The organism is Thalassospira sp. NFXS8 (genome assembly GCF_040148805.1).
Lineage (GTDB): Bacteria > Pseudomonadota > Alphaproteobacteria > Rhodospirillales > Thalassospiraceae > Thalassospira.
Map to the genome: position 1 here is coordinate 1 of NZ_JAGEMF010000009.1, position 13218 is coordinate 13218.

12 protein-coding genes are annotated in these 13218 nt (G+C 53.8%); 7 read left to right on the forward strand and 5 right to left on the reverse strand.

The annotated features are described in order from the left end of the window. Positions 1-236: 236 nt before the first annotated feature. The 3 genes from J4E05_RS23670 to phaR form a co-directional block, all read right to left on the reverse strand. Positions 237-929, reverse strand: coding sequence for a hypothetical protein (locus tag J4E05_RS23670; RefSeq protein ID WP_349600880.1), 693 nt, complete (start codon positions 927-929; stop codon positions 237-239). 774 nt (positions 930-1703) lie between these two features. Further along, positions 1704-2099 carry a helix-turn-helix domain-containing protein gene (locus J4E05_RS23675; RefSeq protein ID WP_085593740.1) on the reverse strand — a complete coding sequence of 132 codons (396 nt, stop codon included), beginning with the start codon at positions 2097-2099 and terminating at the stop codon, positions 1704-1706. A 955-nt stretch (positions 2100-3054) separates the two neighbouring features. Further along, positions 3055-3684: a polyhydroxyalkanoate synthesis repressor PhaR gene (gene phaR / locus J4E05_RS23680; protein ID WP_085593743.1), complete on the reverse strand. Its 630-nt coding sequence runs from the start codon at positions 3682-3684 to the stop codon at positions 3055-3057. A gap of 314 nt (positions 3685-3998) precedes the next feature. Between phaR and J4E05_RS23685 the strand changes: the two genes are divergently transcribed. Next, positions 3999-5078, forward strand: coding sequence for a hypothetical protein (locus J4E05_RS23685; RefSeq protein WP_349600884.1), 1080 nt, complete (start codon positions 3999-4001; stop codon positions 5076-5078). Next, positions 5008-6171, forward strand: coding sequence for an alpha/beta fold hydrolase (locus tag J4E05_RS23690; protein ID WP_349600886.1), 1164 nt, complete (start codon positions 5008-5010; stop codon positions 6169-6171). Before J4E05_RS23685 ends, J4E05_RS23690 begins: the two co-directional genes overlap by 71 nt. Positions 6172-6277: 106 nt before the next feature. On the opposite strand, the gene J4E05_RS23695 is transcribed toward J4E05_RS23690, so the two are convergent. Beyond that, positions 6278-7312 carry a nucleoside recognition domain-containing protein gene (locus J4E05_RS23695; RefSeq protein ID WP_349600889.1) on the reverse strand — a complete coding sequence of 345 codons (1035 nt, stop codon included), beginning with the start codon at positions 7310-7312 and terminating at the stop codon, positions 6278-6280. Positions 7313-7477: 165 nt separating this feature from the next. On the opposite strand from J4E05_RS23695, the gene J4E05_RS23700 reads away from it, so the two are divergent. The 5 genes from J4E05_RS23700 (at position 7478) to J4E05_RS23720 (ending at position 12349) form a co-directional block, all read left to right on the forward strand. Next, positions 7478-7939, forward strand: a complete 462-nt coding sequence (locus J4E05_RS23700; RefSeq protein WP_349600891.1) for an Lrp/AsnC family transcriptional regulator — start codon at positions 7478-7480, stop codon at positions 7937-7939. A gap of 186 nt (positions 7940-8125) precedes the next feature. Further along, positions 8126-9298 (forward strand): acetyl-CoA C-acetyltransferase, encoded by a 1173-nt coding sequence (locus J4E05_RS23705; RefSeq protein WP_085593746.1) that lies wholly within the window; start codon positions 8126-8128, stop codon positions 9296-9298. A gap of 227 nt (positions 9299-9525) precedes the next feature. After that, positions 9526-10248 carry an acetoacetyl-CoA reductase gene (gene phbB / locus J4E05_RS23710; protein ID WP_085593747.1) on the forward strand — a complete coding sequence of 241 codons (723 nt, stop codon included), beginning with the start codon at positions 9526-9528 and terminating at the stop codon, positions 10246-10248. 270 nt (positions 10249-10518) lie between these two features. Further along, on the forward strand, positions 10519-11682 hold the full coding sequence (locus J4E05_RS23715; protein ID WP_085593774.1) for an AI-2E family transporter: 1164 nt from the start codon (positions 10519-10521) through the stop codon (positions 11680-11682). A 145-nt stretch (positions 11683-11827) separates the two neighbouring features. Next, positions 11828-12349, forward strand: a complete 522-nt coding sequence (locus J4E05_RS23720) for a DUF2478 domain-containing protein (RefSeq protein WP_349600896.1) — start codon at positions 11828-11830, stop codon at positions 12347-12349. Positions 12350-12374: 25 nt separating this feature from the next. Here the strand turns inward: J4E05_RS23720 and mobA are convergent, their stop codons facing one another. Continuing rightward, positions 12375-13115 (reverse strand): molybdenum cofactor guanylyltransferase, encoded by a 741-nt coding sequence (mobA, locus tag J4E05_RS23725; protein WP_349600897.1) that lies wholly within the window; start codon positions 13113-13115, stop codon positions 12375-12377. Positions 13116-13218: the final 103 nt, after the last annotated feature.

The following is a 13218-nucleotide window of genomic DNA, read 5'->3' on the forward strand; positions in this document are numbered from 1 at the left end:
GTGTCTGCTTTGAACTGATGACTTTCTTTGGTTATGGGCCTTCTCATAACGTGAAGGCTGAGAGCGTCAAGAAAAGGTGCCGGTGGCACCTTTTTAGCTCGAAGGTCGAGCACGGCAAAGCCGCGCGAAGATTGCGGATCTGCCCACACATACAGCACGATGAAGCATCCGGCTCGCCCTTGTGGCGGGCTTTTTTAATGTCTGGTAGGTGGGCCCGTATGAGTTGCGCTGACTGTTCAAGACAAGAAAAGCATCGCTTTGCGCAGCCACGGCAAGGGCAAAGCCCGAAGCATAATCTGGCCCCCGCAATCAAATATACCGGGATCCATCACCAGCCAATTTTTTGTTGCGGCTACCGACTGATTTTGTCCTCTCGAGTCTGATTTTCGGGTGAAAAATTTGCTTGTCGGACGCGAGGAGAGGCCGGAGGGAATATTATTTTTTGAAGCGCAGCCTCTGGCGTTGTTTTGCTTGAGGCAAGGCATGTGAAATCCTTTGCCCGGGCGGCGGTTGGTGCGTTCTGTGATGGTAGAACCCTGTCTATGTCGGCGCGCGCTAGGTCTGCCAGGTGGCAAAGAAGATGTTTTGGTACGGGTACGTCGTGGGCAGTAGATATTCTGATAAATCGCCTGGGCTATGGCATCGCGGTCGTTCGGAAATGCCTTCACCTCGCGGATCACCAGCGGAGTATCGCAATTCAGTGAGGTGACAAAAAAGCGGACCCTTTGGTCCTGACCGGGGCGGCGCAGGGTTTTGCCGATGACCTGTCGCGGTCGCGGCCAGCTTCCCGATTCGGGATGATGAGAGAAAGGACCGAAGACCTCCACGGGGGCATTGCTGTCGACCGTTGCCACGGTGGCACGGCTTGTGATTTTATGCTTCTTGTGCAACAGATAGCTGTTGCAGGGCAGGCCGAAGATATCATCCACGCGGTTGGCGCATATTCTGGTTTTTACACCGTCTGTACGAGAAACGATCCGGTTCTATCGTCAGATACCGGGATTGCGTGTTTCTGATCAGTCTGGCGACGGAATATGTTTCATGCATGGTATCCGCTGTTTCGCCCATCATTTGATAGCTTTGGCGAAATCCCACGGCCCTGGTTTGCATCATGTTTCGTGAGATGTCAGTGACATCAACCAGATCGGTTTTGGTGCCATGCAAATGGCAGACAAGGGATTCAGCAAGGGTTGGGGGGGGGGACGGCACGTCCTGGGATCAAACTATTTTCACTATGTCGCGATCCCTGGGGCAGTTACAGCGAGTATTTAGCCGATACCGATTACATTTCGGTAAACCATGACTGGCAAGGGGGCGATTACCCGCCAGAGGATTCACTTTATCTGTGGGGACCGGACATTCCTGCCGATTTTGTCCACAACCACGAGGTTGATACCTGATACACGTTCAGGAAGATTGCCAATATAACGGGATTTGTCACCAGAGCATCATGGTCATTATGCCGTGATGCTTTTTCTTTGCCAAATCTGTTCGGCTATTATCGGGAAAGCGTTTGGGTTAACGCCAATCGGGCCGTTTTTTTTCGTTGTTGCGTAAAGACGGTAGAAGGGCGCTGTAAGGGTGAGGAGAGGCTTTGAGGTGTTGCCTTGTCTTGGGCTGCTGGCAAGGTTATCGGTTAACTGAGCATCAAAAAAGGCTGCCGTGGGGGCAGCCTTTTTTAAGGTAGCACTTTGACGAAAAGATCAGGCCGCCTGGTCGGCAAGGGCGCGGGCCATTTGGCTTAACGCTTCCTGATGTTTTTCATGTTTGATGCTGGCAAAGTTACGCGCCAATTCAAGGCACATGCGCTGACGCGCATTAAGCTCGGTTTCCTGGTTGCCGTTCAGCCCTTCGTAGAAGTAGCTGACAGGAACACCAAGAACCTGGGAGATTTCATAAAGACGACCAGCAGAAATGCGGTTAATGCCGCGTTCGTATTTATGAGCCTGCTGGTAGGTAACACCAATCAGGTCTGCCATCTGCTGCTGGCTAAAGCCCAGCATGATACGGCGTTCGCGAATACGCTGGCCGACATAGCGATCTGTGTCGGTTGCACGATTGGCACGTTTGGGTTCTTCGTTGGGGGAAATTGCATTCATTGCATTGTTATCCGTTATCAACCGCCAGTTATAAGGGTTCCCACCCCGGTCGTCGTTTGGCGTCGTAAATGCACCGTCCAGCCATATCTGTTGGTCGTGATTTATAGAGGGATAAGATGTGGCTGGCATCTGACTGGGAGTCAGATATCGTTCTCAACGAACCGAAGGAAGCTAGGTATATAGGTCAATTGGTCGGTCTTTGTCTAGTGCGCAGGGCGAAAAAAAGACAGAGGCTTCTGACCCATAGGGTGTGAAAAATGCTGCATAGCTGACATGCATCTTTTGAATGATCGCAGGTTGCACAGGGTTTTCGGCGGGTAGTAATTGCCCCAGAAGTTGTGCCAGAAAAGCCGTGCTGCCCCCCGGAAAATGGTAGTCTAACCAAGGGCCTCCGCCCTGATTTATCGCCAGATTTGCATGTGGCGGTGCAGCATATTCAACCCGTATCCCACGCGTACTGCTTGCGCCGGTATTGCTGGTTACCGGGGGGCGAATGGCAGTTGCTAGTGGGGCAAGAACGGTCATTTAGCCAGTATATCCTGCGGGTTCAGATCACAATTTTTTGAAGCCTTTGGGTTGGGTTGCTGCCTGTCGGCGGTATTGCAGACGGAGTCTTTCGCGATATTGCGGTGCGACGCGGGCAAAATTCTCCGGTTTGTCGGGTTTTCGAAGGCCTTTTTTAATCACACACGGTAAAATTTGCCGGTCGAATCGTCGCTTTGGGGCAATTCGGCCAACGATCAAAAATCGATGCAGGAATGATGCCGAAACCAATCGCCGTGGTTGTAAAATGACGACAATAAAAAACGGGGCACATTGGCCCCGTTGATCTGGATTGTCTGTTCGATGCTGGCCGATAACCCGGCAACATGCCGCGTGATCGTTATTTAGCCAAATGGATCAACGACACGAGGATGCGGCAATTGCCACCGCGCGGCCAAAGCCGCAGGCAGGGTTATTTTTTGGTTTTGTTTTCAACCAGATTGTTAAGCTGCGCCTGCATGGCCTCTAGCTGGGATTTCAGATCGTCAAGCGAGGCATCCCTTGCGGCAGGGGCCGGTGTGGGCCGGGGGGTGTTGCTGGGCGCGGTGCCGTTATTCTGGGCGCGTTCCTGTTCCTTGGCCAGAAACGGTGAAAACATTTTCATCGTCTGTTCAAACAGGGCCATGTTTTGTTTGTTCATTTCTTCGAACTGGCCGAACGGAAACATGCCATGCATGGTGCCCTGCATATAATCGCGCATTTGTTCCTGATTATGGGCAAAAGACCGCATCGATTGTTCGAGGTAACTGGGAATAAGCCCCTGCAGGCTATCGCCATAAAAACCGATCAACTGACGCAGGAAGCTGATGGGCAGCAGGTTCTGGCCCTTGTTTTCTTCCTCGACAATAATCTGGGTCAGGACGGGGCGGGTAATGTCATCGCCGGTTTTGGCATCGTAAACGACAAAATCGGTGTTTTCCTTGACCATCTGTGAAAGGTGGTCAAGCGTGACATAGGAACTGGTTGCGGTGTTATACAGGCGCCGATTGGCGTATTTCTTGATAACGACGCGATCCGGATCATTGGTGTTTTTGCTGGTCATGGCGTTGTTCCCTGCTTCCCCGACGTGCGGTTTGTAAACCAACTTTTTGTCGTGTGGTTATGTGCGTGCGCACAAATATTCCTTGTGGCGCAGCATTATGGCCTGCTGCAATTGCTAATGCCAGCGACAAGAGTGCCGCTTAATTGCAAATGTGTCCAGCATTCAACGCCGCGTGCGGCGCGAAATAGTATGTGTTTTTACATTGTTGCCGCGCAATAAGGGATTTGGTTTTACCAAAATCGGGTTCAGCCTATAGTAAGGGTGGGTATGATGATGAATGCCAGCCGTACAAATTTGGGGGCACGGATACAACCATGACGGAACAGACAGGAAAAAAAGCGAGTTCGTCCCGGCGTGGTAAAAATGCTGCGCCTGAAAAGAAGGGTGGCAAGGCTGCCGGGGCGGCAAAAGTAACAAAAGCGCGAAAAGCCAAAGCCGAGGTTTCAAGCAACCCGTCAGTTGCCGGAGCAGCGCAAAACAGTCACCAGACGGAGACGGATGTTATGCCAGATAACGCCGGATCAGATGGCGATGTTGCGAATGGTATTGGGGCCGATGGTCGCGAGCGGCGGTCAGATTCCGATGATGTTGCCGACCCGGATGTTCTTGCCATTCGGTTTTTAGAGCTTTGGCGGGCGCAGGTTGCAGCCACAGCCGGTGGCAGCGATGCGGCCAGTGCGATTGGGCGTTTATATGCCGGGTTGGGGGCCGATACATCCCGATTGGCCGAAGGATTTGAAGCATGGGGGCGTCTGATTGGACAATTGGCCACCGGCCAGCCCCCGGTCCAAAATCCTTTTTCTGCCGGGGCGGCTAATGCCGCCGGGGGGATGAAAGGCACTGGGCCAAATACGGCACAGGGGGGCGGCAGGACCCCGCCCGGCGGATCATCCGGGGCAAATATTTGGCAGGCGGCACCGCCGGATATGGCGGGCCTAACAGCCCTGTTTGACCCGGTTACAGCGATGAGAAATTTTACAGCACCCTTTAATCCGGGCATGGCCGGGGCCGCCGGTAGCACGCCGGGGGCAAAGCCGCAGAATGAGACATTGCATCCACCTGCCGGGCCGGATGGTGGCAGGGCACCAGATGATGCAACACAGCACAACACGACCGGAAAAACAGAAACTGCGACGTCACAGACAGTCGGGAAAACGGCAAATGTGACACAGGACGGGGAAGAAAATGGGCAAGGACAACCAAAACCGGCAGCCGGACAATCCGCGTCGGGCCGGGCCAAGGCCACTGGCGATGCATCTGGCAGTCGAGATGACGAGCTGGCTGAGCTCGCGCGCCGCCTTGCCGCTCTTTCGGAAACAATTAATGCCCTGGAAGCCGGACTTGATGATGGCAGCCGAGAGCCTGCGTCAGGAGATGGACCACCACAGCAATGATGTGATGGGCCAGGCGATTGACCGCGCGGCCTTTGCCCAACATTCGGCCCTGCATGATGGTATTCGCCGCTACCAGGCCCACCCTTATCAACGCGGGGCGGATGATGTACCTGTGATTTGGCAGGAAGGGGCGACACGTATCCTTGATTACGGGGCGATTACTGCACCTGACGGGGAGGGGGCAAAGCAGGGTCAGGGGCAACCCCGCGCTGATAAAGGGGCTATTTTGCTGGTGCCATCGCTGGTGAACCGGGGATATATTCTTGATTTGAATAAAAAACGCAGTTTTGCACGGTTTTTAGCCCGTCAGGGCTATCGTCCGCTGTTGCTGGATTGGGGATATCCGGGACCGGCAGAACGTGATTTTGGTCTGGATGATTTTATTGCCGGGCGGCTGGTGATGGCGTTGCAGGATATGGCCGAACAAACCGGTGGCCCTTTGCCTGTGGTCGGATATTGCATGGGCGGGGTTTTGGCGATGGCGGCGTGCCTTTTGGAGCCAGCCCTGGTTTCGCGGTTGATTTTGCTGGCAACCCCGTGGGATTTTATGGCCGCAGGCCCGACACAGGCACGTATTGCTGCGGCCTTTGCACCGACCTTGCCGCATATGTTGTCGGTTCATGATGAATTGCCGGTCGATGTGCTGCAAACCCTGTTTTCCAGTCTCGACCCGTTTATGATTGGCGAAAAATTTCGCCGGTTTGCTGCGATGGACCCGTCATCCAGTCGTGCCGAAGATTTTGTTGCACTGGAAGACTGGTTAAATGACGGGGTTCCCCTGACCCGGACAGTGGCAATTGATTGTCTGATTGGCTGGTATGTTGAAAACCGTCCGGCGCGCGGCCAGTGGGCAATTGACGGTGTTAAAATTGACCCGGCCGGCATTGCCTGCCCAACCCTGGTTGTGATCCCCGAAAATGACCGGATTGTTCCCCCCGAAAGTGCCCTTGCATTATTCGATGGGCTTGCCCCGTCCCTTCGCACGGCACATCGGCCATCAGCCGGGCATATTGGCATGATGGTCGGGTCGCGGGCGCAAAGTTCTACCTGGCAGCCAGCCCTGGACTGGCTGGAAATGACAGGGCAGGGTTGAGCTGATTGGTTTAATTTAAATCGCCCCAAAAGAGGAGGCCGTGCAATGTTAAAATCAGGCGGACCCCGGGCGGCTAAGGGCTGATCCGGCTTTTATCCGATGGCGGTTATTGCGCGCCTTGTGTTTGTGGTCTGGCCGGAGGTGCCGGGGCTGTTTGCCAGCGCCTGGTCAGCCATGCCAGCAGCATCATAATGATCAGGGTCAGTATCACCCGGCCAGCCAGCACCACCCAGATGTCGGCACCAAGGGCAAGCATAATGACGGTATCCTCGATCAGGGAATGGGACAGGGACAGCCACGACAGCGACAGAAACAGGGTGCGCGGGGCGAAGTTTTTTGATTTGGCCTCGTCAATAATCAATGCCCCGCCATAGGTTAGGCCCAGCAAAATGCCGATAGTCGTAACCGGGGCCGCGTCGCGGGACAGGCCCGAAACCCGCAAAACAGGCAGTAGTGCTTTGGTAAAATGGTCGGTAATGCCGGTTTTTTGCAAGACATCAAGCAACACCAGCAAACCGGTAATAATGGCAAAGCTGGCGATGAGGGAATAAAGCGTGCTTTGCGCCCAGGTCAGCCAGCCAGCCCAACCGGTTTGCGCAACGGTGTGCGCGGCCTGCCCCGCCATCCATGACAAATCAACAGGTTCGGAAAGATACCCGGTGTGGCGGCTGATCCAGGTGACGAAGGCAGCATAAAAAAGGGCTGTAAAAATGCGCAAGGCCGCAGTCGCCAAGAAACTTGCCCCGGCTTTTTTAACAATCGCCTGTTCGACCGGAATGCCGTGGGCAAACAGCATCATGGCGCACAGCGCACTGAGCTGGGCCGCTGTCATGTCAAGATGCACTGCCAGTCCGGCAATCACCGCAACTGCCCCGTAAATATTGATTAACAGGCAACTGGCCCAGATCAGACCGGCTTCGGGGGGCATTCCGATCAGCGACATGACCGGCGTTAAAACCGTTGATGCCATATCGACCACACCAATCTGGTCGGCAATGCGCACGAGCAGCATGATGGGCAACATCACCTTGGCCAGGGTGATGAAAAGACGACGACTGCGCACAAATAGCGAAACCAGATAGGGCTGCATAAACCGACCTTGCCAGTTAATGTGATTTTTAAATGTCGATTGGATACCCATTCGGGATGCCTAAACGACACTGAATGATTGTTTCGGTTGCCACTTTACCGGGAAACGGCAATGCTGGTCGGCGTTTTTGGGCGAATGCGCGCGCTATTAAAGCGTATTTACGTAATTTTGCGCTGATTAATTGTGCAGCCGTCATCGTGATGGTGAAAGTGAGGGGTGGTGGAGCTGGACCAGATCGATACCCGTATTTTGCGGCAATTGCAGATGGATGCCGATATTGCCACCAATCAACTGGCCGATATGGTGGGGCTATCGCCATCGGCCTGTTTGCGCCGGGTAACAAAGCTGCGTCGCGAGGGTGTTATTGCGCGCACGGTCGCGGTGCTGGACCCTGCCCTTGTCGGGCGGCCGTTAACGGCGGTGATTACGCTGGAATTTGCCTTGCACGGTACGCGCCACCGGCAGGATTTTATTGACAAGGTGCGCAAGCTCTCGGCGGTGCGACAGTGTTTTATGGTAACCGGTGAGGTGTCGTGTGTGCTGACATTGCATATGCGCGATATGGACGAATACCTGGCCCTGACCGACGAGTTGTTTAATTCTGATCCGAATGTCGAATGGTTTCGGACCTATATTTCTGTTCAAACGGTAAAGGACGATCCAGGTGTGGCGCTTTGAGCATTTGGTGCTTACGTCATTGAGGCTGCCTGTGTTGAAAAACAGTGCAAAAGCGTTGCAACCTGTACGAAAGAGTCATCGATCAATGCTTGGCTTTTCGTTGCAGCGCGATAAGATCAAATCTGGTTCGGTCGATTGAGCGAACGGGCCGGGAGTAAACGCAAAACAAAAGTTTCGGAGGGTTTCATGACCGAGGTCGTAATTGTTGGTGCCGCACGGACACCAATCGGTGCGTTTAATGGCACGCTGTCTGGCACACCGGCCCATGCGCTGGGAACCATCGCGATCAAGGCGGCCCTGGAGCGCGCCGGTGTTGAAGCCGATGCGGTGGACGAAGTTATTTTAGGTCAGGTTCTGACCGCAGGCGAAGGCCAGAACCCGGCCCGTCAGGCAGCGCTGGGTGCCGGTGTTTCCGAGGGTGCGACGGCATTTCTGATCAACCAGGTTTGCGGGTCGGGCCTGCGCACGGTGGCACTGGCCGCCCAGCAGATTATGGCCGGGGATGCGACCATCGTTGTTGCTGGCGGGCAGGAAAACATGAGCCTGTCGGGCCATGTGGCACATTTGCGTGATGGCCATAAAATGGGCGATGTGAAATTTATCGACACCATGATCAAGGATGGCCTGTGGTGCGCCTTTAACGGTTATCACATGGGGAATACCGCTGAAAATATTGCGACGAAATGGGATATCAGCCGCGAAGAACAGGACGCCTTTGCTGTGGCATCCCAAAACAAGGCCGAAGCCGCACAGAAATCGGGCCGGTTTAATGACGAAATTGCCCCGGTTGCCATTCAGCATCGCAAGGGCGAGACCATTTTTGATACCGACGAATACCCGCGTCATGGCGCATCGGTTGAAGGCATGGCGAAATTGCGCCCTGCTTTTTCCAAAGACGGCACCGTAACGGCAGGTAATGCATCGGGCATTAATGATGGGGCAGCGGCCCTTGTTCTGATGTCGGCTGAAGAAGCCAGCCGCCGCGGTTTAACCCCGCTTGCCAAAATCAAAAGCTGGGCTACTGCCGGTGTTGATCCGTCGATCATGGGAAGCGGGCCAATTCCGGCATCGCGCAAGGCACTGGAAAAGGCAGGCTGGAGCGTGGATGACCTTGACCTGATCGAAGCCAACGAAGCCTTTGCCGCCCAGGCCATTGCGGTTAATCGCGATATGGGCTGGGATACGGAAAAGGTGAATGTCAATGGTGGTGCCATTGCCATGGGCCATCCGATTGGTGCATCGGGCGCACGCGTTTTTGTGACCTTGCTGCATGAAATGCAAAAACGCGATGCCAAAAAAGGCCTGGCAACCTTGTGCATTGGCGGCGGCATGGGCATTGCCCTGTGCGTTGAACGCTAGTCTTTGATCGGCCCTGATATCGCCAGGCGGTGTGTTTCTGGCGATGTCGGGTGCTGTGCCACAGGGCGCTTTGGTTTAATATTATTCAACTTCTGATATGGATCATGGCGCCCGGATGGCTTTGCGTTTACCCTGTCGTCATCCTTGGTCTGGCGTGAAGGGCAAGTGAAGATGCGGTTCTGGCTAATCAGGGCTGTTGTTAAAAACTGTTTCTAGGGAGGTCTGCAATGACCCAAATTGCACTGGTTACCGGTGGTACGCGCGGTATTGGCAAAGCAATTAGCCTGGCCTTGAAAAATGCGGGTTTTAAAGTCGCTGCGAACTATGCCGGAAATGACGAAGCCGCCCGGAAATTTAGCGAAGAAACCGGAATTGCCACCTTTAAATGGAGTGTGGCCGACCCCGATGCCTGTGCCCAGGGCATTAAACAGGTTGAGTCTGAACTGGGACCGGTTGATGTGCTGGTTAACAATGCCGGTATTACCCGGGATGGTTTTATGCACAAAATGTCCGTTGCAGGCTGGCAGGACGTCATTGAAACCAACCTTGGTTCGCTGTTTTACATGACCCAGCCGGTGCTGGAAGGTATGCGGTCCCGCGGATATGGTCGCGTGATCAATATTTCGTCGATCAATGGTCAGGCAGGCCAGATGGGCCAAACCAACTATTCGGCGGCAAAGGCCGGGGTGCATGGCTTTACCAAGGCGCTGGCACAGGAGGTGGCGCGCAAGGGCGTTACGGTAAATACGATTGCGCCAGGTTATATTAATACCGACATGGTTGCGGCCGTTCCTGAAAAGGTTCTGGAAAGCATTATTGCCAAAATTCCTGTCGGACGTTTGGGTGAGGCCGATGAAATTGCCCAGGCTGTGCTGTATTTGTCCGGTCCCAATTCGGGCTTTATCACCGGGTCGTGCCTGTCCATCAATGGTGGGCAGCATATGGGGTGATCAGCCCGTAAAATTCTGGCCGTGATTATGGTTTTTCAACACCCCGGTTTGCGCCGGGGTGTTGTTGTTTGGTTCTGCTTTTTTAACGGTGACCAATTGTGTTTGGCGCCCGGAAGGATGTGTTTTGTTTCGCGCAAAATATGACTGGCGTTAAATTTGCCTGATTTGGGCGATAGCCTGCATCAGATGTGCAATCAGGGCGGAACAAGTACATGTCAGCTTTCGTTCTGTGTGCAGATAAAAACCAGAACAAATCTTGGGCGGGCGATAATGAACAAGAAAACGATTTCGCAGGCGGATGACGAGCCTTCGCCCAAACAGGCAACCAGTGCGACTAACCCCAACCTGCCAACCACGACCCTTAGTGCGCATCGCATGGTGATTATTTCGATTATCGGCATTTTTTTGATGTCGGTTTGCGGCGTTCTGTATTTTGCCCAAAGCCTGTTATTGCCCGTGGTTTTGGCGTTTTTGTTCGCCTTGATATTGTCGCCGGTGGTGCGCTGGTTGTATCGCCGGGGGATCCCCGAACCGATTACGGCCTTTGTTCTGGTATTTTCAATGGTGGCCAGTATCGCAGCAGGTGGTTACTGGTTAAGCGATCCGATTGCCCACTGGATTGAAGATGCCCCGCGCATTGAACAGGAAATGCAATTGAAGCTGGCCGAAATGGCGGGCACGATTGAAAATATCCAGGAAGCCCAGCGCAAGGTTGAAAAAGCCACCGAACGCGATGCCAAGGCCGGTGTGCAGGAAGTGGTGGTGCGCGAACCCAATTTGCTAAGCCAGGCAGCACAAGGCGCGCCGGAAATTTTTGGCGGTATCGCCCTTGCCGTTGTTCTTTTGTTGCTGATGCTGGCATCGGGCGACATGTTTTATGAAAAGCTGATCAAATCCTTGCCAACCTTCAAGGATAAACGGCGGGGGTTGCGCATTGCCAAAGACATTGAACGCGAAATATCGCGCTATTTGCTGACGGTTTTTGTCATCAATGTATGTTTGGGTATTTGTGTTGCCATTGGCCTTTCCCTAACCCCGATGCCGAACCCGGTATTATGGGGGCTGGCTGCGGCACTGCTTAATTTTGTGCCTTATCTTGGTGCGTTGGTTGGTATTGCCATTGTCGCGATTGTGGCGCTGGTGTCATTGCCGACACTGGGGGCTGCGATGGTGCCGCCAGCTATTTATCTGGCCTGCACCGCGATTGAGGGGCAGTTAATTACGCCGTCGCTGGTGGGGCGTCGTTTGCAAATAAATTCGGTGGCGGTGTTTCTGGCGATTGCCTTTTGGGGGTGGCTATGGGGTGCCGTCGGTATTTTCATTGCTGTGCCGATGTTAATTATCGTCAAGGTGTTTTCCCATCATATTGACGGGCTAGGGTGGCTTAGCGAATTTTTAGGGGCGCGTGACAAACATCTGCCTGCCGACGATTAAGGGGATAATTATATAAAACAAATGTGATGTTATTTGTTGTTATGCTGCTTGTCGGGGCTGGACACAGGATAAGCGGGTATGCAAATTTGTTGCGTATTATACAGGCCCATGCCGCTTTAGTGCCGGGCGCAATATCGGAACAAAAATGAAGTTTGCTTTTATCCCGGTGCAGGAACGCGGGCAGGTTGACCGTTTGCTGGAGGAACTTGCCGTCCGTTTGACGGCAGAGGGCGCGAAGCTGGCCGGTGTTGTCCAGATTAATGCCGAACGTGAAGGCGCGCGCCATTGCGATATGCTGGTGCAGGTTTTGCCCCAAGGGCCGCAGTTTGATATTTCACAGAAACTTGGCAATGGATCCCGGGGCTGTCGGCTGGATGTCAGTGCGCTTGAACAGGCGGTTGCCAGTGTGCAGGCATTTCTTGATCAAAACCCCGACATTGATTTGCTGATCATTAATAAATTTGGCAAACACGAGGCCTTTGGCCGTGGTTTTCGTGACCTGATCGCCGAGATATTATCGCGCGATGTGCCGGTATTGCTTGGCGTTAACCCAATGAATCGCCCGGCATTCGACGAGTTCGCCGGGGGAACTGCCGTTGAACTGGATGCAAACGAAGCTGCCATCTATCAATGGTGCCGCGATAACAGTCTTTTGCCGGCCCAATAAACCGCTATTTCCCTAAATGTTCAGGTTAACTCTGGCGGGTTTCAAAATGTGTGATGTCTTCCTGTGTATTGATATTGGCAAATAACAGGTCGTCATGTGCTTCATCGGATGGGGCAAAATCAACCTTGCAGGCGTTGGCGTGTTGCAGTGCCATGCGCACACGGCGCTGGTCATGGTCAAGCAGCGATGCAATAACCGGTGCCATTGCCCGGTGCCAAAGCGAGGCAAGAAAATGCTCGCGCCCGGCATAACAGGCGTAGGCTGCTAAAATACCGGAATTTTCGCCCGTACTATTGCCTTTAACGTTCATGGTGTTATTGCGAAACACATTGGCTGTGCCGGCACTGCCAAGGCCCTCGTGCTCGATTGATGAGGTTGCGGTTGCCTGATAAAGCCTGCTTACCAGGTTGGCAGGCAAAAACGGGCAGTCAACGGCAAAAACAGCCAGCCAGTCGCTGTCATTTTCCAGATGATTAAGCCCGGCCAAAATTCCTGCCATCGGCCCCATACCCGGTGCAGGTACATCGTTAATGACCGTGCAACGATAGGCCGCATAATTTGCCGGGTTTTCGTTGCTGGCAATCAGGATGCTTCGACATTCCCGCCGGGCATTGGCAAGGGCATGTTCGATCAGGTGTTGGCCCCGCAATTTGCGAAAAGGTTTGTCCCCACCCATGCGTGTTCCGGCCCCGCCCGCTAAAACAAGCCCGGTTACAGGCGGCAGGGAAGGCTTCTTTTCTGCAAAACTGGAAGTCGGTGGTGCCATTAACAAACAGCCTTGTTCGGGGGGAATTGTGTGTGGAACCAAATGAGGCGCCGACTTTGCCAAACCCTGCCAGATCCGCAATCATGTCATCAGCCCTGCGCAA

Coding starts and splice junctions, on each gene's coding strand:
- J4E05_RS23695 (WP_349600889.1), bottom strand. CDS start 7,312: ATGGGTATCCAATCGACATTTAAAAATCACATTAACTGGCAAGGTCGG.
- J4E05_RS23715 (WP_085593774.1), top strand. CDS start 10,519: ATGAACAAGAAAACGATTTCGCAGGCGGATGACGAGCCTTCGCCCAAA.
- J4E05_RS23685 (WP_349600884.1), top strand. CDS start 3,999: ATGACGGAACAGACAGGAAAAAAAGCGAGTTCGTCCCGGCGTGGTAAA.
- J4E05_RS23675 (WP_085593740.1), bottom strand. CDS start 2,099: ATGAATGCAATTTCCCCCAACGAAGAACCCAAACGTGCCAATCGTGCA.
- J4E05_RS23705 (WP_085593746.1), top strand. CDS start 8,126: ATGACCGAGGTCGTAATTGTTGGTGCCGCACGGACACCAATCGGTGCG.
- J4E05_RS23690 (WP_349600886.1), top strand. CDS start 5,008: ATGCCCTGGAAGCCGGACTTGATGATGGCAGCCGAGAGCCTGCGTCAG.
- J4E05_RS23720 (WP_349600896.1), top strand. CDS start 11,828: ATGAAGTTTGCTTTTATCCCGGTGCAGGAACGCGGGCAGGTTGACCGT.
- phbB (WP_085593747.1), top strand. CDS start 9,526: ATGACCCAAATTGCACTGGTTACCGGTGGTACGCGCGGTATTGGCAAA.
- mobA (WP_349600897.1), bottom strand. CDS start 13,115: ATGGCACCACCGACTTCCAGTTTTGCAGAAAAGAAGCCTTCCCTGCCG.
- phaR (WP_085593743.1), bottom strand. CDS start 3,684: ATGACCAGCAAAAACACCAATGATCCGGATCGCGTCGTTATCAAGAAA.